This window comes from Leptospira perdikensis (assembly GCF_004769575.1).
Classification (GTDB): domain Bacteria; phylum Spirochaetota; class Leptospiria; order Leptospirales; family Leptospiraceae; genus Leptospira_A; species Leptospira_A perdikensis.
In genome coordinates this window covers 45,168-68,581 of sequence record NZ_RQGA01000017.1, presented here as the reverse complement: position 1 = coordinate 68,581, position 23,414 = coordinate 45,168, and the positions used below count along the sequence as shown (strand labels likewise).

Here is a 23,414-nt window from a genome sequence, read left to right as displayed (position 1 = left end):
AAAGAGATGGTGCGTTGCACAAAATAAAACCGAAAAGGGGAAATGAAAATGGAACAACAAGTAAAAGACGGATTAAACTTCATCCTAGGCGCAGTAAACACAGCAAAAGTAGAGGCTGAAAAAGCTTTCTCTAACATCAACACTGAATTCCAAAGCCTAGCTGCTAAAGGTGCTCAAGACCAAAGCGAAGTTTCTGTAAATCTTAGAAAATACCTTCAAGAAGGAATTTCTCAAGTAGAAACTATCATTGGAAAAGCTAACACTGTTGTAGCTGATGCAAAAGCAAAAGTAGCAACTGTTACATCTAAAGCTTAATCAAAATTTCATTTTAATACAGCCCGGATACTTCACCTCTATCCGGGATTTTTTTTAATAATTCCTTCTCGCCACTCTTTCCAAAACCCACCAATCTCATTTGTAAAATAAAGTTCCAAGGCACTAAGGTCAGGAAAACTATCATAATTAATTTCAAACGATGTAAAATTTTTTTCCGTTGCGGTCAGTAACCTCGTACGAAACAAATCTATTGTTTCTAATCGAAACTCTTGAAATACTCTTTCCATGTTGATATTTACAAACTGAAAGAATTTTTCTAATGCACTCACAAATATATGGTCAGCCGATAAAAATGAATACTCGACGGAATCCTTTGCCATTTCCACAAAGAGAGACTCCCATAAATCAGCTAAAATACTTTCTTTATTTTTACAATCGTATGCTTGGCAAATAGAAGCTCCGTAAAAAGAAAAGTTTTGGCTTTTCGGATCTCCCGTAAAAATAGGATGAATCATACATCCAATCCGCTCTTTGTTTGGATCCACATATCCCAAGAAGGGACAATTGTAGGTCATATCATCTTTTTTAGGGATATGAGCTTCTTTGGTTTCTCTGTCTTTTCGATAAATAGGAAAACTATGCCTAACTTCAAAATTGACTGTGGTTTGGAATTCTGAAGTTCTTTCTAACAATAAGGTTTTGAATTCTTTTGGTTGTAGTTTTAAATTAAACAAACCACAACAGGCACCACAAGATACATTACCTACATCTGGATGGCATAAACTCAATTCTGCTTGGCTCCTGAAACAAATGGAGTAAGACCGTTAAACACAAGTTCTAAATCACCAGTCTCTTTTTTCTCTTTAAAGTAAGTGGGAAAAGGAATGACGATCTTACGACTTTCATGAACCAAAACGAGGTTTCCTTTTTGTTTAGAAAGTTGCTCTTGTAATTTGTCCTTGGAACCGGGGGAGGATGGATATAAATACGCAGGTTTAATACCCTTAAAATAAAAATGAGGATTTTGATTTTCAGAGACTAAAAGAATACTTACCCGTTCTAGTTCTGAGAATTCTAATAACATATTCTCTAAAAAAAACTGTAAAATGATTTGGTAAGATTCAACCTCTTCCTCTTTAATTTCATCTCGTTCCCAAGATTCCATCCATCCAACAATTTTAAAAATGGTTTCTTTTTGTTCATGTAGAACCGGTAGTGCCATCTCTAAAATACTTGAAATTTTTAGTTTTTGAAAATCCCATACACAACCATAAACAAGTTCCCACCATTTACGTAGCGATACCGCATCATCCGGGTTATTCGGGATGGATTTGTTCATGGCATGTGCGGCGTGGTCGCTAAAAACCATCATCCCTACTACCTGGCTAATCGCCTCAAACAACTTAACCAAACCCAAAATATGGTTTTTTCCTGAAGATTTTGATTTATTAGAATTAACTAACTTAGAATAGGCGACCGCAATCGGTGTAGGGTAAAATTCCAAAACAGAAGTAGGATTCAAAATCTTTGCTGAATGAAAATTCCTTCTTTCTTTTACAAACAAAGAGAAGTCTGGATTTCCGTACAATGCGTAATTTGCCCAAGTTAAATCATTGGCATGATAATTACGTCTTGCAAATTCTTTGGATAAAAACAGGGATTCACCTACTGATTTATCGGAAAATAAAAATGTATAAAACCTGACAGTAAAGTCAATAGTCCTTTCATTATCCAAAATTTCCCAATTGGTTCCTACAAATGTTTTGATACCCGCAGTAAGGAATGCTCCTGCGTATTGATTCATAATATTTGTATTTAATTTTTTACCAGCTGACTTTGCAGACATACAAGAATTGGAAAATACCAAATCCGTATCAATCCCTGTTGATTTGATCTCACGAGCTTTTAATACCTTTCCATCGGACAACAGCCAACCATTCTCCAAAGAATCATCTGAAAAATGAAGATGTCCCGAATAATGAATGATATGTTTGTCTTTGATAAGAGAGAGTAACTTTAGTTTGGTGACTTGTTTTCCGCCGATAAATTCTAATTCCAAAAGATGTGTTGGCACCTTTTGGCTGAGAACAGAAAACAACACCTCCCCTTCTTTTTGTGCATGAGGTAAATCTTCTGTAGGATCTGCTATGATTAACATTTTAATTTTTCGGTTTTCCTGGTGGGTTGGACGGTGTAATCCACCTCGAATGGTTTTACCAATTCTAAATTTATCGGAAAGAAAACTGGTTCCGTCATGTAATAGTTCCCAAGGAATAAGAGCGAGAGCCGGATCAATATTAAAATGGATACTATGTTTAGTTGTGTTTTTTAATTTTTCAATGATGGAGAGTGGGAAAAACTGTTGGTAGAAAGTTTCACCTAACACTTTCAAGTCTTGTAGTATATCTGCATTTAAAATTTGGTTCGGATTGGAAAGAACCGATTGAGAAACATGGACAAGTCTTTCCACTTCTCCTAAATATTCGAATATTAGATCATCGTCTAACGTAGATTGAATATGGGATTCTTCAACAGGGAGGTTATCTTCTAAAACATTGAAGATATTTACGTTACCAACTCTATCGATGATAAGGGAGAGCATGCTCCCATGAACCTATCCGACAAGGATAGACAAGTCAAACGATTTTGATTGGCCAGGGCCTACAAACTCAATGGTGTAACTACCAGGGACTAAACCGGAAAAACTAGCACTGCCTTCCAAATTGATTTTGCTGGAAAGGATGAACCGTCCCTCTCGGCGTAAGTTCACTTGTTGGAAAGTGGGAGATCCCTCTGCTTTGACAGAAAGATAGACTTCTTCCTGGTTTTCCTTTACTATCTGGTAATAAAACTTTTGGTTTTCGCTGGTGGTTTCCTCAAAAATAACAGAGTTTGTATCTCCTGACCGAACTTCTGCGGAGGCCGAACGCATGGCGGGAGCAAACTCAAAACTTTCTCGGATTTGTATGGATTCCACAAGACTATCAATGACTCGGATCCCGGACTGTGTTAGTCGAACGATGAGGCTATCTTTCTTTTCTGGAAGGATTAGATTTTTGCGGGTGTATTCTTTTAAAAATTCGGGAAGAGGGAGTGGAGCTTTCGTCAAAGTAATTTCTGCTTTTGCCAAATCCCAAGACTCTGCAAATGGATGGGTTGTTACCATTTCTTGGCGTAGGCTTGCAAAAAAAGCTTCTTCACAAAATAAGAATGCATCTTGCAATCCTGGATGATTTTGCAACTCATCCTCACTGGGAAATTCACCTCGAATAAAAAGTCCCCTGGCTAGTTCCAGTACCTCTACGTTAAAACCCTGATTTTCCATGTGGACCCCCACCCTGTAAGAGTATGACGAAGGAAATTATTCCTCTCCGGCCATCGAATGCATTTTTTTTTGCATTTTTTCCAAAACTCGGAGTAAGGTGACACTGACTCCACCTTCGGAAATCCCTAAAATTCGAGCAATTTCACGATAAGGGGTTCTTACTAGGAAATGACCCTTTTGTTTCTTTTCGATTAGTTTTTTCCTTTGTTCATACTTCTTGGCAAGAGCATGGTCTAGGCGTTCTTTATAATAGAGTGCTTCTACCGAATCACCCTGAGCTTTTGATTTTTTTTGTTCCTTCAAATCCAGAATATTCAAATACAAAGAAGTGATTTTATCTTCCATTTTTAGGTTTTCTTCTTCACGGCTGGAAAGTTCCTCCCTAAGCCGCAAAACTTCGATTCGGACTTCCTCATCCGAACGATTCGTTTTTTCTGCAACGAAACGAATTTCCTCTGGATCCAAATGAAGATAATAAACGAAGGACAATTTAAATACGACACGGTTCTCAATTTTGATTGTGGAAAGAACAGAATGAAACTGGTCAGAAACATCCAGAGCCAATGCGAGAGCTTCCGAACGTTTGTCCGGTTCGTCTTCGATAGTACTGTATTCTTTTCCATCTTTATTGACTTTCGAAACGGTTTGGGTTTTGACTTCCCTTTTGGTGCGTTGCCAATCGATGAGTAAATTTCGGAGAACGGAAAAAAACCAAGTTTTAAAACTGGATTTTCCTACAAAACTTTTGAAACGTTTTCCAGTTTTCAACCTTTCAAAGGCGTAGATGTAATAATCAGAAGCGTCATCCTCACTTAAGTGAAAGACACGGATGGGGAAATTGTAAATATCTTGTGAATAGATGTCAAAAAAAGTCTGAAGGGACTTTTCATCCCCGGCACCGCAGGCCTTAACAATTTCCAAAATTTCTTCATTGGTATGAGAAGTCAGTTTCATTATCTACTTTCCTAAAAAGGAACCTGCCAGGAGACTTCTCTAAACATGAGAAGTATTGTTGTAGTATTGAGTCTCTTGGCAAGTTTTATTTTAGCAGAGGAGCCGATCTCGGATACAAAACCAGAGTTTGTTTGGCCAATCCAGGGTTTAGAATTACCGGCGCTCATCACAAGTACCTTTGGTGAGTCAAGAAAGGACCATTTTCACAATGGACTCGACATTTCTTCTGTCATGCAACCTGTCAAAAGTATGAGTAAAGGATTCATTCTATACTCTCGTTATGCGGAAGACGATCCATTTGAAGAGGAACGTGGTTCCGGAAATATTGTCTGGGTAGCACATAAAAACGGTTATGTGAGCGGTTATTATCACTTAGGTGGCTCTAGAAATGAAACCGTTCGTGCGGGTAAACAAATCTCTGCCGGGGACACGATTGGAATCGCTGGAAATACAGGTCACTCCACTGGTGGTCACCTACATTTTGTTTTAGGAAAGGATTATGGAAAAACCCTATTAGATCCATTAGCCTACTTACCTCCCGTGGAAGACACTATGCCACCTCAGATTGCAAACCTTTTCATCCATGTAGGTGAAAACTTTACAAACTTAAACGATGGAGATAATATCAATGTTTCCAAGGCTTTTCCTCTCACGGTAAGTATCATCGATGGTGGTATCAAAAATAGCCAAAGGCGAGGTATCAAAGAAGTGAAGTTCCTTTTTAACGGAGAGGCTTACAAACAAGCTAACTTTGGATCCTTACGATTTGAAGACGGAAAATGGAAAACAAAAGAGGGACATAGTTTTGATGATTTGTTTTTCAAAGATCGTTATTTGGTTGGAATTCTGAATTTAAAAGCTGGAGAAAATATCATCAAAGTCCAAACGAAAGACTTTAGTGGAAAAGAATCAGAAAGAAGTTTTAGTATCAACATCACAAGGATTAGTGGAGGAAATTAATACCTCCACTAGTCACTCAAAGCCAACTAAATTTAAATTTAGTTGTTGGAATACAAATTTGAAATATCTGATTTGTATTTGTCAGTAATGACATGTCTCTTTAAAGATAATTTGGCTGTCAGTTCATCTCCCACTTCAAATGGTTTTGGTAACACCACAACACCAACCACTCTTTCAAAAGATTTAAATCCAGTTTGTGCGTTCACTTTAGATTTAATCTCTGATTCAATTTTTTGTATCACTTCTTTTTGATTCCAAAACTCTTTCGTAAGTGGTTCTTCAAATCTAGAAAGATTAGGATAAACAAGAACACTCAAATACTTTTGGTCTTGGCCAACAACCATACATTGATCAATCCATTCTGATTCTAAAATTTTGGATTCGATAGGAACTGGCTCCACATTCTCGCCACCTAACAAAACAATTGTTTCTTTAGATCGACCAACAATCCTTAAATGGTGGTTTGCTGTAAAAACTCCCAAATCACCGGTGTTCAACCAACCATCTACCAAAACTTTATTTGTTGCATCAGGGTTTTTATAATACCCAGCCATCACTTGTTTTCCCTTTACGTGAATTTCTCCCTTACGTCCAAATACAAATTTACCTGCTTCTGTATCTAAAAACACCTCACCAGTATGTAGATCTACGAGACGTAAAAAAGTTTTTGGAAAAATTCGACCAACAGAACCTGGAATAATTTCATCAAATGTTCGCATAGCAAGAACAGGTGCTGTTTCTGTCATTCCATAACCTTCTAATACCGGAATTCCAATTGTGTTGAAAAATTCGTCCACATGATAAGGAAGAGCTCCTCCACCAGAACAAGAACCTCTAAGTTCTCCCCCTGTTGCTTTACGAATCTTAGATAAAACTAAAAAATCAAAAAACAAATGGGGTATACTCACTAAGAAAAAACGATAGAGGTGGTATAAAAAACGAATGGATTGTTTCCAAAAAACAACAGGATGGATATCTAAAACATTTCCCGTAATGACTTGCCTTGAGTTAAAAAATCTTTTGGCAAAGAACATTGAAATTTGAAACATTTTTTGTTTTACTGCAGAAGATTTTGTTAGTGTTCCCAAAATTCCAGAATAGATACTTTCCCAAAGCCTTGGAGCCGATGCCATAAAATTTGGTTTGATCAATTTTAAATCTTCTTTTAGTGTACGAACACTACTATAGTAAGTACAAGCACCATAATACAAACTGAAGATTTCAAAAATTCGTTCAAAGATATGCCAGATGGGTAGAATCGAAAGTGTTTTATCTCCTTTTTGTAAACTGAGAGGTAAGTTTTGTAACTGAAAAAGGATATTACCTTGTGTCAACATCACACCTTTCGGGGTACCTGTGGTTCCCGATGTGTAAATCATAGTAAAAAGATCCGATTCTTTGATGGTGTTATTTAAGAATATAGAATCGGTTGTATCGACTTTGCGAAGTTCTTTCCCTTTACCAACCAACTCTTGTAAGGTAGATATTTTAATTTTCCGCGAACTCATTTCTTTATTTCCTTCTTTCGGAGGATAAATGATCACAATTTCTTTTAAAAATTCCAATTCTGATTCTAAACGAACGACCTTTTTGAAAACGGCTTCGTTCTCCACAAAAAGAATTTTTGATTCGGAATGGTTTAGGATATAAAGAATGTCATGATCTGTTACATCAGAAGCACGAGGAACATCCACTGCGCCTAATAAGGTGACGGCAATACTGGTTTGAATCCACTCGTATGCATTGTCTGCAAAAATGGCCACTTTTTCTCTTTCAGATAAATTTGCCCGTAGCCCAAATGCTAAATCTTTTGCGTCGGACAATAGGTTGTTATATGTTTTAAACAGGTATTCGCCGGCGCTAACTCTAGTAGCAAAAGCATTTTTCTGTCCAAACTTTGGTGGAAGATTTAAATAAAAATCAATCATGGTTCGCATTGAATTTCCTCGTTACAAACCAATTCTATCGAAGAATTATCCCATTGTCGTCTTGGGGAATTCTTTGAGACTTAGAATTTAAAAAGTTTTAATTAGATTTTGATTGTTTACGAAATTCAGAAGGTGTTGTTCCCACGGTTTCTAAAAAAACTCGGTTGAAAGTTGATTTAGAATTGAACCCAACTGCATCGGCGACGGAAAGGATGGATCTTTCTTCAGCTTCTAATAACAAACGTTTTGCCTCATCGATCCTATATTGATTGATATACTGGTAAAATCCAAATCCATACCGTTTGTGAAAGTATTCTGAAAGTTGACCTGGTTTTACTTCGGCCATGTCTGCTAATTTGGAAAGGTTAAGGTCTTCATCACAAAAAATCTTTTCGCGCATCAGTTCGTATAACCTTTGATCAATGGTTTCTAACTGGACCGATACTAATTTAGATTTTTCATATTTATTTCTTTGGATACTATCTCGAACGTCGGCTACAAAAGGGGCCCAAAGTTCACGAGTGAAATAGTAAAAATACATAAGAACAGGCAAAAGATAAGCACTGAGCTTTCGGAAAAAAGGAAGCTGAAATGTAAAACCAATACTTCCGAGTAACAAATCAATCCAAATGAGAAGGACAAATACAAGGGAATAAATTGCTTTTTTAGAAAAGAAAACGGACAAACGAACGTTTGGTATCCACTCTTTCAAAAGGAATAACCCCACCGAAAGCAAAATAGAAATTTTAATTCCAAAGTTTAGACCCACAACAACGGTTCCATATTCCGTTTGTCCCATACTTTCTAAAATGTTTAACCTTTCAGAATCTGAACCAGAGTAGAATGGAATCAAACATAGAACGGATACAAAGGCTGGAAAAAAATGATACACTTTGATTTGAATTGGTTTTTCTAAAAACAAATATTCTAAATACAAATAAAGTAAGGTAGACGCTAAAAAAACAAACGGTATATGGATTAAAGCAATGGAGGGAAAGTAGATATAAAAACCAGTGAACATAAAGGCACCGGTAAGTAACCAAAGTCCTGTAGAAAAAAGAATAAAGGACCAAACAAATCCAGAAAGGTTACGATTCCGAATTAAATTGGAAAGAGACCAAATCAAACAGAAAAAAGCCCCTGAACCCATCCAAAGAAACTCTAATAATAAAGTTAAGGAAAGTGTAGAGGCCTCCACAAATTTTATCCGAAGATTCTCACTTCTTCGCCAACGGTATAACGAACAGCACCTTTTCCAAGTATGTCGGTCAACATTTTCATAAGGTCCGAAGTAATTTCTATTGAAAAATGATCATGGGCACGAATGACTTTTTTTTCATCATCTTTACCAACCAAATGAAAGAACACAGAGGATGCCCCTCGGTGAACAGAAAGAACATCTTGAAGTTTTAAAATCACGTCCCTATTTTTCTCTTCCAACATATTGATTGTTAAATGAAGAGTTTTTTCCATTTTCTTTTCAATGGTTACAGAATTTAGTTCTTCTAATTTATTTACTATGATTTGACCTTTTAACTCCGATTCGTCGGCATCTAGACGTTCTAAGATCCCGCGAATGAAGACTGTATTGTCTTCCGTGAATAGATGTTTAAATTCTGCATAAGTTTTTGGGAAGGCAACACATTCAATCTCACCGGTTTGATCCTCAATCATAAAGTTGACGAACTCTTCTTTTTTCTTTGTGAGTTTGACTACTTTTTTGGAAAGAACCCCAGCAATTTCTACTTTTGATTTCGGGCGAACCTCTTCCAGATTTTCAATGGTCGTTGGTTTTAATGTTTTTAATTGTTCAGTAAATTTATCAAGTGGATGGCCGGAGAGGTACAAACCGGTTGTTTCTTTTTCCCTTCTAAGTAATTCGTCTCCATTCCATTCGATACCATCTTTGGGTAGATTAAGATCTTCCTCACCACCACCGTTGGCACCACCAAACAAAGAAAATTGGCCTTCTTTTTCTTCCGCCTGTTTTTTGTTAGCATAATTTAGAATGATATCGGTTGATTCAGAAATTGTTTTTCTCGTATACCCGAAGGAGTCAAAAGCTCCACCTTGAGCAAGAGATTCGAGTACTTTTTTGTTTGCGAGCCTTGTATCTAATTTCTTTGTAAAGTCACCTAACTGTTTGTAACCACCGATTGAATTTCTATTGGTAATGATATTTTCTGCAGCCAACTCCCCCACACCCTTAATGGAAGAAAGTCCAAATCTTACCGTTTTGTCATCGGTGATTTCAAAGGAGATCCCTGACTCTTTGACATCGGGGCCCAATATTCGAATTCCCATTTCTTTAGCATTGTTGATGTATTTGACCACATCAGTAATTTTAGAATGATCTCCCGATAAAAGAGCGGTTAAGTATTCAATGGAATAATTGGCCTTAAGGAAGGCAGTTTGATATGTTACAAAAGCATAAGCAACCGAGTGCGATTTGTTAAAACCATACTCACCAAATTTTTCTAATTGTTCAAAAAGTTCAATGGCTAGTTTTTCATTGATCTTTTTTTCGATGGCACCTTTGACAAATTTTTCTTTCAACGCAGGAAGTTTTGATTTGTCTTTTTTGGCCATCGCCTTACGAAGAACATCCGAGTCTCCCACAGAGTATCCACCCATAATCCGAGAAATACCCATTACCTGCTCTTGATAAACAACAACCCCATATGTTTCACCCAAAACTTCGGCCAAACTTTCGTGAGGGAAAACCACCTTCTTTTTCCCGTTTTTACGATCTAAATAGTCATCCAACATTCCCGATCCCATTGGACCCGGACGATATAACGCAAGCAAGGCGGCGATCTCTTCGAATTTTTGAACTTGTGCCTTGGCAAAAAGGTCACGAATTCCAGAAGAAGAATCTAACTGGAATATCCCAAGAACATTTGCTTTTCGTAACAAACTAAAAGTGGCCGCATCATCTAAAGGAATTTTATCTAAATCAAGAAGGAGACCATGACGTTTTTCAATGAGTTTAGTTGCATGATGGATGGTAGTTAAGTTTTTTAGGCCTAAGATATCCATCTTAATGAGTCCCACTTGTTCCGACATATTTTTGTCGTACTGAGTGACGATAGAACGTCCGTCCCTACCAGGTTCACTGACTGTGGATAAAGGAACAATTTCTTCGAGTGCCGTAGGTGCAATGACAACACCCGCTGCATGACGTCCCACCTGACGGTAGTTACCTTCCAGTTTTTGCGCGATATAAAAAACTTTTTTATTTATATCTGATTTTTCAGCAATATCACGAAGATCTTTAGATGTATCTACCGCTTCCTGGATGGTAATTCCCAATTTTTTGGGAAAAAGTTTACTCATCTCATTCACTTCGGAAAATGGAACATTAAAAACACGAGCCACATCTTTGATGGCAGCTTTTGCAGCAAGAGATCCAAAGGTAATGATTTGACCAACCCGATTTTCACCATACCGATGTTTGATATAATTAATGACTTCCTCTCGTCTTTCTACACAAAAGTCCGTATCAATATCAGGCATATCCTTTCTGTCCGGATTGAGAAATCTTTCAAAAAGTAAATTGTATCGAATGGGATCGACATTAGTAATACCAAGGGCATACGCAATAATAGAACCCGCTGCAGAACCACGTCCCGGGCCTACTGGAATTCCAGCACGCCTTGCAAAATTAATATAATCTTGAACGATAAGAAAGTATCCTGCGAAATGCATGTTACGAATGGTTTGCATTTCGTATTCAGTTCTTTCTCGTACAACAGGAGTTATGTCCAGATATTTTTCCTTAATTCCTTCCCAAACCAGTTTTTCTAAATAACTATCAGTATCGAAACCAGGTGGAACTTCAAAAGGAGGTAAAAGTGGATTCCCAAATTGAAAATTAAGAGAACATTTATCACGAATGGCTAATGTATTATAGAATGCATCTTTATGGTCAGGGAAAATGTTAAACATTTCCGCTGGAGACTTTACATAAAAGTTTTCATTGAATCCGAAGCGCATTTCATCATCGATGTTTTTACGCATTCCGATACGAAGTAAAATATCTTGGGCTTCTCTATCATCCTTTGTGAGAAAGTGGGAATCGTTTGTAAGTACTAGCGGAATACCTGTTCGTTTTGAAAATCCCATAACAGCTTCTGCAACGATCCGCTGTTCCGGAATTCCATGATCTTGGATTTCCAAATAAAAATCTTCTTTGCGAAAAATTTCATGTAATCGACCAGCTAACGCATAAGCCTTATCTTCTTTTCCTTCTAAGATCTTTCGGTTAACTTCACCAGCTAGGCAAGCTGTTAAACATACAAGGCCTTCGCTATACCTTTCCAATAAATCATAATCAATCCGTGGTTTACGATAAAACCCTTCTGTAAATGATCGGCTCGCCAATTTGATAATATTTCTATAACCAATTTCATTTTTACAAAGTAAAATGATATGGTAAGCACCACCGTCAGCAATTTCATCTAATTCGGTTTCCGCACTACGAGAAGGAGTTACATAAAACTCACAACCGATGATGGGTTTGACATCGTTTTTGACTGCTTCTTTATAAAACTCAATGGCACCGTACATGTTTCCATGGTCAGTGATGGCAACAGAACTCATGCCAAGTTCCTTTACACGTTTCATCAAATCGCTGATCCGTATGGCTCCATCCAACATGGAATAGGTAGTGTGCAAATGTAGGTGTGCGAAATCTTCCATGGCTTGGTGACATAGTAACGCTGATGGGTTCCTACGTAAAGCGCCCGAAGGGAAGAAATTCGGATTTTTTTCGGCCCAAATAACCAATTCCCAAACCTCCCCGTCCCGTCCAAGCCCAAAAACGATGGAAGCTGATACCGCTTTGTTTAGATTGGTTTTGTCTATGTCCCCATTTTCCCTACCCTCCATTTCCCCCTTAACCGATGTTTTGCGAAGTTCAATTCGCAGTAAAATAGACAATAAAACCAAACCTCTGGGTTCCCTTGGTGATTTAGAGACAATCGCCATGCAATTGGCAGAAATCCAAAATACCCTTTCCCCAGAGCTAAAAAATCCTAAACTCATTCTTTTTGCCGGAGACCATGGAATCACAGAAGAACCGGTTTCCTTATATCCAAAGGATGTTACTTGGCAGATGGTTTTAAATTTTTTATCCGGTGGAGCCTGTGCCAATGTCTTCGCCAAACACAGTCATATCGATGTTGAAGTTGTTGATGCTGGTGTTGACCATGACTGGGAAAACGACACTCCACGTCTCATCCAAAGAAAAATTCGAAAAGGTACATCCAACTTTTTAAAATCGAAAGCCATGTCGCAAGAAGAAGCAAAAGATGCGATTTTATGTGGAATCGAATTACTTAATGAAACAAAATATGAACCAACCAATATATTTTTGTTCGGTGAAATGGGTATTGGAAATACTTCTGCAGCATCCATCGTTCTATCTCATCTAACAGATATTCCATTGAGAAAACTTGTTGGACGAGGTACGGGTTTAAATAACAACGCAAAAGAAAATAAATTCAAAATCCTTTCAGAAGCATTCCAAAGAACAGGAAAACTAAAAGATCCGATAGAAGTACTTTCTGAATTTGGTGGATTTGAAATTGGAATGATGGCTGGTGCTATGATTGGAGCGGCTGCACAGAGAAAAACATTTGTTGTGGATGGTTTTATTGCAACAGCTGCATTTGCAATTGCTTTTGCTCTAAATCCAACAGTAAAATATTATGCCATTTTTTCGCATCTATCTGAAGAAGAAGGCCATACAGTTGTTTTAGAACATTGGAAAATAAAACCACTCCTTAGATTGAACCTTCGTTTAGGTGAGGGAAGCGGTGCCCTTGCAGCTTACCCTCTCATTGAACTGAGTGTAAAATTTCTAAATGAAATGGCTTCCTTTGCAGATGCAGGTGTTAGTAATTCAGACTCAAAATAAAGTTTTCCATGCAATTTTTTATAACAGAAATCCGTTTATTCTTTGTTTGTTTATCTTTTCTTTCTAGAATTCCAGCTCCTCATTGGATTGGTTTTCAAGAAGAATGGTTACATAAATCAATCAAATATTCACCTACTGTTGGGATTATACTCGGGACCTTACAATGGTTTGTTTTTATGAGTTTCCAATTATTCTTTGGTCCCACCATTTCCTTTGTCATTTCTTTAGGATTTTTGTTAATCCTCACGGGAGCTTTTCATGAAGATGGATTCTCTGATTTTTGTGACGGGATTGGTGGCGGTTGGAAAAGAGAAGATATTCTTAGGATTATGAAAGATAGCCGTGTAGGAAGTTTTGGAGCTGCAGGGATTTCTTTATTATTAGTTTTAAAAATCCTCGGTGCTTCCGAATCACTCGTAAACAAAGAAATGCACTGGAACCAGTGGTCATTACCTGGCTACGATAACCTTATCACTATTTGGTTGTACTTTATAACAGCACATAGCCTGAGTCGTTTTTTTTCCATCTTTATGATGAAATTACTTCCTTATGCCAAAGAAGAAGGATATGCAAAACCAATGGCAAAAGAAATCACTTGGGCACAAACTCTATTTGCAAGTATTGCAGGCCTATTTCCGTTTATTACATTAACTTTCCAACATCCTTATTTTTTAATGAGTTTGGTTTTTATCCTTCCCAGTCTATATTACATGTATTCCCTTATGAAACGTTGGATCGATGGATTTACCGGAGATTGTTTGGGTGCCGTCCAACAAGTGGTTGAAACTTGTATCTGGATATCAGGAGTTTTTTTATGGATCTCTATTTAATCCGCCATCCGGAAACCACTGCTCCCAAAGGAACTTGTTATGGTCGAACTGATTTTCCTCTCAAATACCCAGTAGAAGATACTGCCGATTCCACTTTCTCTTATCTACCGCCAAACTTTGATCATTTTCTTTCTAGTCCGGCGCCGCGCGCTTTAAAATTATCGTCTGCTCTCTTAGCTAAATACAATCTAAAACCGAAGGAACCTTCCGCAATACCAACTGACGAACGTTTGTGGGAAATGAATTTTGGTGATTGGGATGGTAAACTTTGGGAAAACATTCCAAGAAAAGACACAATCCCTTGGATGAAAGACTTTGTGAATGCCAAAACTCCAGGTGGAGAGGCTTTTACTGATCTAATCTTAAGAATGAATTCTTTTATGGAAGATTGGAAAGAAGGCGGAATATTACGAAAGGAATGGGAAAGGACAAACAATAGGCCCCTTACTTCTTTAATCGTTGTTTGTCATTCAGGGCCGATCCGTGCCGTTCTTTGTAAACAACACGGAACTCCCTATGAAGAAGCTTTTAAATCTCCAGTGGACTTCGGATCTGTCCACAAACTAGAAATACCTTAAACTTTCTTTTTTTCGCCGAGTGGCCCAAGTTTAGCGAGGATCAGATCATTTACAAGTTTCGGATCTGCTTTGCCTTTGGTTTCTTTCATTACACCACCAACAATCGCACCGAGTACCCGATCCTTTCCATTTTTCCAACCTTCCACTGATTCTGGTTGAGATTCAATCACACGAATCACAATCTCTTCAAGTGCTTTATCATCGCGAACCACTTTTAAACCTTTTGTTTCCACAATGGATTCTGGCTGGTCTTTTGTGGTTAACATATCTTCAAAAATAGTTTTTGCTATTTTACCTGTGATCTCTCCCGAGTTGATGAGTTTTACAAGTTTACCGATACGCAAAGGATCAATTGCAAATTCCTGAATGGATATGTTTTCTTTGTTTACAATTCCAAGAATTTCATCTTTCACCCAGTTAGATGTTTTTTTGGCATCACCGGAAACGAGAAGAGCTTGTTCAAAATATTCTGCAATCTCACGTTCACTTGTTAATACTTCCGCATCATAATCCGGAAGGCCAAGTTCAGTTTTATATCTTTCTTTTTTTTGTCTTGGAAGTTCAGGTAAAGTTTTACGAATGTCTTCAATAAAAGAACTAGAGATTTGAATGGTAGGAAGATCTGGTTCTGGGAAATAACGATAGTCATGACTCATTTCTTTTGAACGCATGGGGATGGTTTTGAGCAAAGTCGCATCCCAAAGTTTTGTCATTTGACGAAATGATTCTCCACGAGAATAAACATCTTTTTGCCATTCGATTTCATAGTCTATTGCTTGTTTTACGGCCTTAAAGGAGTTTAAATTTTTGATTTCTACTCGAGTACGAAATCCTTTTTCCCCTTTAGGACGAATAGAGACATTGGCATCACAACGAAGAGATCCTTCTTCCATATTACAATCAGAAACCTGAATGTATCGTAATATTGTTTTTAGTTCGTTTAAATAAACATATGCCTCATCAGAAGAACGTAAGTCAGGTTCCGAAACAATTTCAATGAGAGGAGTGCCCGCACGGTTATAATCAACATAAGAACGATTGATGGATGGATCATGAGAGTGGATTAGTTTTCCTGCATCCTCTTCCATATGGATCCGAGTGAGAGGAATAAACTTCTCATCTGTTTCTCCTTTTAGTTTGATATGAATTCCACCTTGTGTTGCATAAGGTTTATCAAACTGAGAAATCTGATATCCTTTCGGTAAATCAGGATAAAAATAATTTTTACGATCAAATTTTGTAAATTGAGTGATCTCACATCCGAGGGCAACACCTGCACGAACGGCTTTTTCCAAAACAACTTCGTTTAACACAGGCAATGTGCCAGGCAAAGCAACGCAAAGCGGAGAAATATGAGTATTGGGACTACCACCGAATTCGTTTGTAGCCGTAGAAAAAATTTTAGATAGAGTGTTGAGTTGGACGTGGACTTCCAGACCGATGATAACTTCGTATTCCATGGGGTTTGGAAACAGGATTTTCCCGGAAAATCAGCTTGGCAATTCAAATTCCGACAGAAATCAATCGAGAGGGTCTGGAGCCGATTGCATCACCAACTTATATAGTTTTTTTTGCTCCCGAGAAATGGCAATTTCGCCAGCTTGGTGCAATTTTTTCGTAAACTCGGAAAGCTCCCGCACACGGGACTCAAAAGCGATTCCGATTTTTTTATCCTCAAGAGCAATATGAGACAAAAGCCAATTACGAAGGTCCTGAACCAAGTGCAAACCGGCCCGAGGATTTCCTAATTTAAATTCATCATTTCTAGTTTTGATAAAATCAATAAACCGTTTGTGTTGGTTCATATGGTTAACCACATCAGTAAATCGAAAGTACCGCATGATTTTATCTTCCACACCAAAATGGTCTTTTGTGTATTCAATAGCGGCAGCAATCACCCGATGGAACGTATCACTAGAACCATCACCTAACTTAAGAGAGTGATCCAATTCAACGATCATTTTTAATAACCAAACATGTTGTAAATCTATAATAGGAACACCAGTGGAAAGATTATATGTTTTCCAAATGTTTCGAATTTCTTGGATGGTATCAATGGACTGTTCATGTAGAGCAATATGGGTTGTATCCATTTGTACAATGTTTTGATAAATCAAAAGTTGTTCTTTGGAAATTGGATATTTGCCAGATTTTAAAATTTCATTACAGTATGATTTTAAATCAACTCCGCTAGCTTTAAAAAAATCAGCATAATCGGTGTCATCATGTAAGATATGTTGGAATAACCATTTTTTAAGGATCTGTAAAATACCCAAAGCAGCCATTTGGTTATCTTTGGCTTCATAATATTTTTCAGTTAACCGCTCTACAAAATTACGGTGCCCCTTTACATGTTCTTTAAAACTTGGATAATTAAAATGTTCCAGAATGTCTTCTTCTAAAGCAAAATGTTCCGCCACATAATCCAAAGCTTTCCGAAAAGATACGTGAACATCCACATCAGACCCATCTTTTTCGGATTCGACAATGGTTTCTTCCAACTCTAAAATAATATGAACCAACCAAACATGTTGCAAGTCAATGATGGGAATTCCGAGGTGGAAAGGTTCACTTAACCAAGTGATTCGTAAGGAATCTAAATGCGCGGAGTAATCCTTTTGCATAGTTCCACAAAAATAATCACAATTACGATGTCACGAATTAGAATCAATCTTGGAATTGATATTTATCAGTAGTTTTAAAACAACATGTATGGAGAAACAATGATTGAGGTGGAAGGTATTATTAAAAGAATTGAGGAAAAAACTCCCGAGTTTCCCCGGGAGTGTAGTCTTTAATCGAACGTTGTCTAAATAAAGAACTTTGTTGTTAATCTTACAATCAATCTCACAAAACTTGAATAAGGTGGATACATCAACTTAGCGATGGATGCCTTAGGAGTTTGTAAAACAGACCTTTCATGTGAAAAAGTTTTGAATCCAAAAAGCCCATGATAACTACCATGACCTGAATGATTCACTCCACCAAATGGTAGATTTGGGTTCACCAAATGTAAAATCACGTCGTTGATCACAGCCCCACCGGAGCTAGTTCTTCGTAGAACATATTTGGATGTACGGCTTTTTTTTGTGAAAATGTACAAAGCCAACGGTTTTGGTCTTTCGTTGATGATGTGAATGGCATCATCCAAGGTTTTATAAGTAACAATAGGAAGGAGTGGTCCAAAAATTTCATCTTCCATAATACGTGCATCCAAAGACACATGTGTAAGAATGGTTGGTGAAATAAAATTATCGGAACTTCGAACTTCCCCACCGTAAGCAATATGAGCCCCTTTTTTGACAGCATCATCCATATAAGAAGAAACTCGACCAAAGTTCTTTGCATTTACAATACGACAAAAGTCAGGACTCGCTGTAAAGTTTTCAGGTTTCGATTTAAAGAAACTTTCTGTGACTTCTTTAGCGTTGTTTACAAATTCATCCACTTTGGATTCGGGAATTAAAAGATAATCTGGTGCCACACAAGTTTGTCCAGCATTCAGAAATTTTCCCCACATAATTCTTTCTGCTGCCACTTTCATGTCCGCATCTTCTGCTACGATGGAAGGAGACTTACCACCTAACTCCAATGTTACGCTGGTAAGATTTTTTGCAGCTGCTGCCATAACAATTTTACCAACAGGAGTAGATCCTGTAAAAAAGATATGATCAAAAGGTGCTTCGAGCAGTGCCGTTGAAACTGCAACATCACCTTCGAATACAGCAACTTCCTCTTCAGAAAATACTTCGCTTAACATCGCCTTAATGACATCTGCAGTATGCGGGGTAAACTCTGAAGGTTTTAACATTACAGTGTTACCAGCGGCAATGGCTGCTGCCAAAGGAGCTATGGCTAGATGAAAGGGATAATTCCAAGGAGCGATGATCAAACAAACCCCTTTTGGTTCATAGATGATTCGGCTGGTTGCACCGAGTAGAGTCGGTGGAGTCATTACATTTTTTGGGCGCATCCAATGTTTTACATGGCGGATGGCATCATTAATTTCGGCAACGGTAGGTAGAATTTCAGTAATGTCTACCTCACCCGAAGATTTTTTAAAATCAGAGTGAAGAGCTTTTTGGATTTCCGTTTGGTATTTAAGGACAACGTCTTTCAGCTTCTTTAGTTTTGTGATACGAGTTTTGAAATTCGATAACCGAAGTTCCAAAGCTTTTGCCTTCTGTGCTTTGAAGATACGATCAATATCGGATGGAGTAAAACTTTTTGTTTGGATCACAGGCTTTCCAGTGGTAGGGGCTTGCGTAAGAGTGGCTTGAGTCATGGGAATCTCCGTATTACTGACTCTCGTTCATTTACAGAGGAAGTTCAAGAACTTTTTCAGGAATCGGGGCGAATCTATGTCTTTTTTATGCCAAAAACCCCTTCCCAAACCCTGGGGGAGCCCCATTTTGCGCATACAATTCAGTGCGTTCCAAATACAATTTGGCTGCTTTGTCAGAAGGATCGATGGCAAAAACGGCACGAAATCCGGCTCCTGCCTTTTCAAATTCCCCATCCCAAAACAAATTCACACTTTCTTCGAATTGTTCTTTGGTTTTTAATTTTAAATCATAAGACTCTTCGACACCTTCCACCAAAACTTGCGCAATCCCAATTAACGTCTGTTTGGCTGGAATTTTAATAAAGTCCAACAGTCTATGTGGGTAGGAATCAGGATGTTGTAATTCCAGTAGAGCATCTAAACTTAAAATGATTTTGGCGCCATATTTTTTTGTCATAGATTCCAAAGAGTTGGCAACACCCATACAATCGGAGAGAACGGCAGACTCAATACGCTGTTCCTCACCAATAATTCCAAGCATCAGTTCTCCATAATGGATTCCTACTCCGAATTGAATGTCACTCACACGATGGGATTTTGACTTTTTGTTCCACCTTGCAACTGCTTTGTGCATCTCAATTGCAGCAGACAAAGCATCTTCAGGTTGCCTTTCAAACAGTGCGAAGATAGCGTCACCTACATACTTTTCAATAAATCCATTATGGGATCTGATAGTAGGTCCCACTTCGCGCAGATAATCATTTAAAAAAAGAAATGTTTCCTCTGGACTTAAAGTTTCAGAGATGGCAGTAAAATCCCTGATATCAGAAGATAAAACCGTCATCTGTTTCACAATAAAATCACCTCGTTTCACTCGAGCTTTTGTTTGTTGTGAAAACAATTCAATAAGTCGCAAAGGAACAAACTTTGCATAAATTTTATTTGATGATTCTAGATGATTATTAACTTCAATCAATTCTCTTGTTAATGTATCCATCGAGGAATAGAACCTGGCATTTCTTCTGGCGAGTAAAATACCTTGAAATAAAAAGAATATAAATAAAGAAAAAGGCATAAATGGTTGAGACTGGAACCAATAATTCCCTGCCATCAAATCATGAATTGACCCAAGCATAAGTAGTAGAGATCCATAAAACATCAAACTACTATCTTTTTTCTTCTGACGGTAAATTCTAAGAATTACATAAAAGGAACACACACTAAAAAATAGGATCAAAACTTGTGAAAAAATATTTGTTTTTGTAAAAAGTTTTGCATCTGTCAACACAACAAATGAAACATAACAAGCTGTTATACTCCAACAAGAGTATAACATCCATTTGGGGACTTCTGACTTTCCTGGGAATAAACTCTTCAAATAACCTAAGAAAAAACAGACAAGCAGTGGGGCCGATGTATAATCCAAAACCTGCATCCAATGCCATGAAAAATCAGGGAAAGCATAAATTATATAAAAGTTATCGAGTACTACAAGACGAAGTCCTGTAAACAAACAAAACAATGCAAAGAATAGAGAACTTTTCTCCTCTCTTCGAAAGAAAAACACTGTGAGTTGGTAAAGAGCCATAGTCAACATCGTACCAAAGATAAAGACTTCTCCCGCTGAATAAATCAGCGTTTGGTTTTGAATGACTTCTTTGGTTCCAATGTCCAATGGTTTTCTATACCCACCTCTAGCGTGATGGAAGTTACTCACGACAAAAAGTATTTCTTGTTCATAACCTTCTGGTTGAAAGGAAACATATTGAATTTGGTATTTAGGAATGGCATCAAGTTCACTCGTTCCGACCTTTCCAGAACTTGCAATTTTTTGGCGATTGATATAGAGTTCGTAGGAACTAGTTGCTGGTTGAATTCGGAAGTAATAACGAATTTTTGGATCAGGTATTTTCAATGTTAAACGAAAGGTCGCATAACCATCACCACTTGCTTCTTCTGGCCCATATGAGTTCCAAGAGGAAGGAACTTTAACATAAACCTTGTTAGGTTCTTTTATTTTTTCAAATAAACTTTCGCCATAAACTTCTTCCCAATAAAATTCCCATTCACCATTTGTAGAAAGTTTTTTATGGTTTTTTACATATTCGAGGGGAAGTTCCAAATATCCTTTAACTGCCTCTGGAGAAGTTCCAAAATTACAGGAAAAAAATACAGAACAAGAGACAAAAACGAAAAAAACAAAAACTGCAGATTTCATTATTTTTCCCATGCAGAAATCCCATCCCAGTCTTCACCAACACCAGAAGTTTGATAATATTCACATCTTTCAATATAGATTTTTGCTGCGAGGTCTTCTGGATTGTCTACAATTACAGAGCGGAACTTTTTTAATGCAGAAACAAAATCAGCGCGTACATAATCAAAAATTGCGGCTTCAAATTGCCCTCTGTTTGCTATTTTTTTATTGGAAATTGAATCGATATCGGGAATTAAAATCTCGGCAATCATTACCGTTTCTTGTTTTCCTTTAACTCTCACAAAATCCAAAATTCTATATGGGATTGCCTCTAAGTCTTCATGTACCAAAAGTGATGCAAGGCTAACAAGAATTCTTGCGCCGTATTTTTTGGTTAACCCTTGGATTCGACTCGAAAGGTTTACTGCGTCTGCAATGACAGTAGACTCAAATCTTTCTTCTTCTCCCAAAATTCCAAGCATAGTATCTCCAGAATGGATGCCAATTCCAGCATGTAACGGAAGATAACCAAAACTTCGCCTTCGTTCATTGTATTTTTCTAGTTCCCATTGAATGTCTTTGGCAGCTATAATTGAATTTTGAATTCCACCATCGAACAATGCCATAATGGCACTACCAATGTATTTATCGATGAAACCATTGTTTTTTCGAATACAAGGGCCAATCCTTCCTAAATAGGAATTTGTAAATAACATTCTATTTTCAAGAGGGATTGAATAAATTATATCCCAATATTCCCAAATATCGGCGAATAAAACGGTTATTTCCCTCTCGCTACTATCACCTAACCGAACCTCTTCGATACTTTCCTTACCAAGATGGATCAAAAAATCGCGAGGTATAAATTTTGCGTAAAAACGATTTGTTAGAATAAACTGTTCATTGATAGTTTCAAATTCATCTTTTAATAGTATTTTTTTACGAAAGCTCCTTACCGTACGAAGTGTAACAATTGTAGACTGAACACCAAAAAACAAAAATACTGCCAATTGCGACAAAGTAGAATCACCTTCTCCGCTATAAGCCAGAAATACATCATACACAAATCCAACAAATAAAACGAGATATCCTAAAAAGAAAATTCCGGCATCGGGTAATCCTTTCCGCACCATCTGGTACAAACGAATACCTAAAAATATTGCAAATATAATACCGATCGCTTGAAAAACAACTTCAAACTGCGTATAAATCTCAGGTTTGATGATCAAACCATAAACTAACATAAATTGCACGTAGGCGCTAAAGTAACGAATAATTTTTGTATCAATGAAACGAGGAAAAAGTCCGTCTACAAACCATAAAAATAAAATTCCCAAAACAAAAACAGAAGCGTATTCGATATAAATTACTAGTTCCCAAGGAATATTAGGAAAAACTGCATAAATCGTTTTACTTCCAATAAAGGGAATCCTAACAGCAAAGACCAAACAAAAAAACCCAAAGTAAAAAGCTTCCCTTTGTTTACTTCTATAGAAGAATAAAATAAAATGATATAAACCAAACATGAATATAGCACCAGTTAGAGCTAAATCCAACATACTTTGTGCCAAAATATAATTTTGAACACTTTCCCCAAGACCAAAAACAGGCGCACTTGGAAGTCCACCTTCTTTGTGATGAAAATTACTCACCGCAATTTGAATCTGAAGATTTTCTTTGGCACCTATTGTAAAACTCTGCCCTTGCGCACTAGGGGTTGTGGTTTCTTTGGTGATGCCAGGTTCACCTGACACCAAACTCCTGTTACCTGCATTGATTCGAAAAGCGGTTCTAACTTCAGGCAAATATATCGCATAAATTTGATTTTCTTCAGGGAGTTTGATATCGAGAACATAAGTACCGTATCCCTTTCCATCAGCGAACCCAGATAAAACTGGCACTTGGTTCCAAAGACCCGGAACCGGCAAATAGCTAGCCGTTGTCGCATCTGAAGGGACGTCGAGTACACCAGGGTAAAATTTCCAGTCTCCGTGAAGAGCGATGGTTGTACCGGTGGTCAAGGGGAAAGTTCGTAGATCCAAAGTGCCTGATTGGATTTGGGGCGAGGGAGCCACCATGCCGCAGGCCATTGTCAGCAATGCAATGGAGAAGTAGATTAATTTCTGGCGGGTCATCCCTATCCTTCAGGGACTCCCGAAGA

Annotated in this window: 17 protein-coding genes; 5 read left to right on the top strand and 12 right to left on the bottom strand. The window is 37.6% G+C overall.

Translation table 11 applies throughout. From position 1 onward, the window contains the following. The first annotated feature begins 48 nt into the window (after positions 1-48). Entirely contained in the window at positions 49-315 is a 267-nt protein-coding gene (locus tag EHQ49_RS17055) for a sigma-54 down-regulated protein (protein WP_135580930.1), read from the top strand. Positions 316-353: 38 nt separating this feature from the next. Here the strand turns inward: EHQ49_RS17055 and EHQ49_RS17050 are convergent, their stop codons facing one another. Genes EHQ49_RS17050 through EHQ49_RS17035 form a run of 4 tightly spaced genes read right to left on the bottom strand, consistent with a single transcriptional unit; the run spans position 354 to position 4,555 of the window. After that, positions 354-1,064: a hypothetical protein gene (locus EHQ49_RS17050; protein WP_135580928.1), complete on the bottom strand. Its 711-nt coding sequence runs from the start codon at positions 1,062-1,064 to the stop codon at positions 354-356. Beyond that, the gene (locus tag EHQ49_RS17045; RefSeq protein WP_135580926.1) at positions 1,061-2,878 is read right to left on the bottom strand and encodes a CHAT domain-containing protein; all 1,818 of its coding nucleotides are present in this window, start codon (positions 2,876-2,878) and stop codon (positions 1,061-1,063) included. The genes EHQ49_RS17050 and EHQ49_RS17045 overlap by 4 nt, the downstream gene beginning before the upstream one ends. Before the next feature lie 12 nt (positions 2,879-2,890). Further along, a complete protein-coding gene (locus EHQ49_RS17040) occupies positions 2,891-3,601 on the bottom strand; it encodes a hypothetical protein (RefSeq protein WP_135580924.1) in 711 nt (236 codons plus the stop codon). 36 nt (positions 3,602-3,637) lie between these two features. After that, positions 3,638-4,555, bottom strand: a complete 918-nt coding sequence (locus EHQ49_RS17035) for a sigma-70 family RNA polymerase sigma factor (protein ID WP_135580922.1) — start codon at positions 4,553-4,555, stop codon at positions 3,638-3,640. A gap of 45 nt (positions 4,556-4,600) precedes the next feature. Here EHQ49_RS17035 and EHQ49_RS17030 point away from each other — a divergent pair, with 45 nt between their 5' ends. After that, positions 4,601-5,515 carry a M23 family metallopeptidase gene (locus EHQ49_RS17030; protein ID WP_135580920.1) on the top strand — a complete coding sequence of 305 codons (915 nt, stop codon included), beginning with the start codon at positions 4,601-4,603 and terminating at the stop codon, positions 5,513-5,515. Between the two features lie 38 nt (positions 5,516-5,553). Here EHQ49_RS17030 and EHQ49_RS17025 read toward each other — a convergent pair whose 3' ends face one another. From EHQ49_RS17025 to dnaE, 3 genes are all read right to left on the bottom strand, one after another. After that, entirely contained in the window at positions 5,554-7,452 is a 1,899-nt protein-coding gene (locus tag EHQ49_RS17025) for an AMP-dependent synthetase/ligase (RefSeq protein ID WP_135580918.1), read from the bottom strand. Positions 7,453-7,540: 88 nt separating this feature from the next. Next, positions 7,541-8,593, bottom strand: coding sequence for an AraC family transcriptional regulator (locus tag EHQ49_RS17020; RefSeq protein ID WP_425269888.1), 1,053 nt, complete (start codon positions 8,591-8,593; stop codon positions 7,541-7,543). A gap of 53 nt (positions 8,594-8,646) precedes the next feature. After that, positions 8,647-12,144 (bottom strand): DNA polymerase III subunit alpha, encoded by a 3,498-nt coding sequence (gene dnaE / locus EHQ49_RS17015; RefSeq protein ID WP_135581090.1) that lies wholly within the window; start codon positions 12,142-12,144, stop codon positions 8,647-8,649. Between the two features lie 163 nt (positions 12,145-12,307). Here dnaE and cobT point away from each other — a divergent pair, with 163 nt between their 5' ends. Genes cobT through EHQ49_RS17000 form a run of 3 tightly spaced genes read left to right on the top strand, consistent with a single transcriptional unit; the run spans position 12,308 to position 14,771 of the window. Continuing rightward, complete coding sequence (gene cobT / locus EHQ49_RS17010; protein WP_135580913.1) at positions 12,308-13,363, top strand: nicotinate-nucleotide--dimethylbenzimidazole phosphoribosyltransferase; 1,056 nt, start codon at positions 12,308-12,310, stop codon at positions 13,361-13,363. Between the two features lie 8 nt (positions 13,364-13,371). Further along, a complete protein-coding gene (locus tag EHQ49_RS17005; RefSeq protein WP_135580911.1) occupies positions 13,372-14,193 on the top strand; it encodes an adenosylcobinamide-GDP ribazoletransferase in 822 nt (273 codons plus the stop codon). Beyond that, a complete protein-coding gene (locus tag EHQ49_RS17000) occupies positions 14,178-14,771 on the top strand; it encodes a histidine phosphatase family protein (RefSeq protein WP_135580909.1) in 594 nt (197 codons plus the stop codon). The genes EHQ49_RS17005 and EHQ49_RS17000 overlap by 16 nt, the downstream gene beginning before the upstream one ends. Here the strand turns inward: EHQ49_RS17000 and gatB are convergent. From gatB to EHQ49_RS16975, 5 genes are all read right to left on the bottom strand, one after another. Further along, on the bottom strand, positions 14,768-16,231 hold the full coding sequence (gatB, locus tag EHQ49_RS16995; protein ID WP_135580907.1) for an Asp-tRNA(Asn)/Glu-tRNA(Gln) amidotransferase subunit GatB: 1,464 nt from the start codon (positions 16,229-16,231) through the stop codon (positions 14,768-14,770). The genes EHQ49_RS17000 and gatB overlap by 4 nt on opposite strands. Positions 16,232-16,291: 60 nt before the next feature. Next, positions 16,292-17,395: a bacteriohemerythrin gene (locus tag EHQ49_RS16990; protein WP_135580905.1), complete on the bottom strand. Its 1,104-nt coding sequence runs from the start codon at positions 17,393-17,395 to the stop codon at positions 16,292-16,294. 185 nt (positions 17,396-17,580) lie between these two features. Then, positions 17,581-19,056: an aldehyde dehydrogenase family protein gene (locus EHQ49_RS16985; RefSeq protein WP_135580903.1), complete on the bottom strand. Its 1,476-nt coding sequence runs from the start codon at positions 19,054-19,056 to the stop codon at positions 17,581-17,583. 85 nt (positions 19,057-19,141) lie between these two features. Beyond that, positions 19,142-21,286, bottom strand: coding sequence for an adenylate/guanylate cyclase domain-containing protein (locus EHQ49_RS16980; protein WP_135580901.1), 2,145 nt, complete (start codon positions 21,284-21,286; stop codon positions 19,142-19,144). Next, positions 21,274-23,388 carry an adenylate/guanylate cyclase domain-containing protein gene (locus tag EHQ49_RS16975; RefSeq protein ID WP_135580899.1) on the bottom strand — a complete coding sequence of 705 codons (2,115 nt, stop codon included), beginning with the start codon at positions 23,386-23,388 and terminating at the stop codon, positions 21,274-21,276. The genes EHQ49_RS16980 and EHQ49_RS16975 overlap by 13 nt, the downstream gene beginning before the upstream one ends. Positions 23,389-23,414: the final 26 nt, after the last annotated feature.

Excerpts from the sequence above, each read along its gene's own strand:
- EHQ49_RS16985 (WP_135580903.1), bottom strand. The coding sequence starts at position 19,056 with ATGACTCAAGCCACTCTTACGCAAGCCCCTACCACTGGAAAGCCTGTG.
- EHQ49_RS17040 (WP_135580924.1), bottom strand. The coding sequence starts at position 3,601 with ATGGAAAATCAGGGTTTTAACGTAGAGGTACTGGAACTAGCCAGGGGA.
- EHQ49_RS16980 (WP_135580901.1), bottom strand. The coding sequence starts at position 21,286 with ATGGGAAAAATAATGAAATCTGCAGTTTTTGTTTTTTTCGTTTTTGTC.
- EHQ49_RS16975 (WP_135580899.1), bottom strand. The coding sequence starts at position 23,388 with ATGACCCGCCAGAAATTAATCTACTTCTCCATTGCATTGCTGACAATG.
- cobT (WP_135580913.1), top strand. The coding sequence starts at position 12,308 with ATGTCCCCATTTTCCCTACCCTCCATTTCCCCCTTAACCGATGTTTTG.
- EHQ49_RS17025 (WP_135580918.1), bottom strand. The coding sequence starts at position 7,452 with ATGCGAACCATGATTGATTTTTATTTAAATCTTCCACCAAAGTTTGGA.
- EHQ49_RS17000 (WP_135580909.1), top strand. The coding sequence starts at position 14,178 with ATGGATCTCTATTTAATCCGCCATCCGGAAACCACTGCTCCCAAAGGA.
- gatB (WP_135580907.1), bottom strand. The coding sequence starts at position 16,231 with ATGGAATACGAAGTTATCATCGGTCTGGAAGTCCACGTCCAACTCAAC.
- EHQ49_RS17005 (WP_135580911.1), top strand. The coding sequence starts at position 13,372 with ATGCAATTTTTTATAACAGAAATCCGTTTATTCTTTGTTTGTTTATCT.
- EHQ49_RS17035 (WP_135580922.1), bottom strand. The coding sequence starts at position 4,555 with ATGAAACTGACTTCTCATACCAATGAAGAAATTTTGGAAATTGTTAAG.
- EHQ49_RS16990 (WP_135580905.1), bottom strand. The coding sequence starts at position 17,395 with ATGCAAAAGGATTACTCCGCGCATTTAGATTCCTTACGAATCACTTGG.
- EHQ49_RS17045 (WP_135580926.1), bottom strand. The coding sequence starts at position 2,878 with ATGCTCTCCCTTATCATCGATAGAGTTGGTAACGTAAATATCTTCAAT.
- EHQ49_RS17020 (WP_425269888.1), bottom strand. The coding sequence starts at position 8,593 with ATGGGTTCAGGGGCTTTTTTCTGTTTGATTTGGTCTCTTTCCAATTTA.
- dnaE (WP_135581090.1), bottom strand. The coding sequence starts at position 12,144 with ATGGAAGATTTCGCACACCTACATTTGCACACTACCTATTCCATGTTG.
- EHQ49_RS17030 (WP_135580920.1), top strand. The coding sequence starts at position 4,601 with ATGAGAAGTATTGTTGTAGTATTGAGTCTCTTGGCAAGTTTTATTTTA.
- EHQ49_RS17055 (WP_135580930.1), top strand. The coding sequence starts at position 49 with ATGGAACAACAAGTAAAAGACGGATTAAACTTCATCCTAGGCGCAGTA.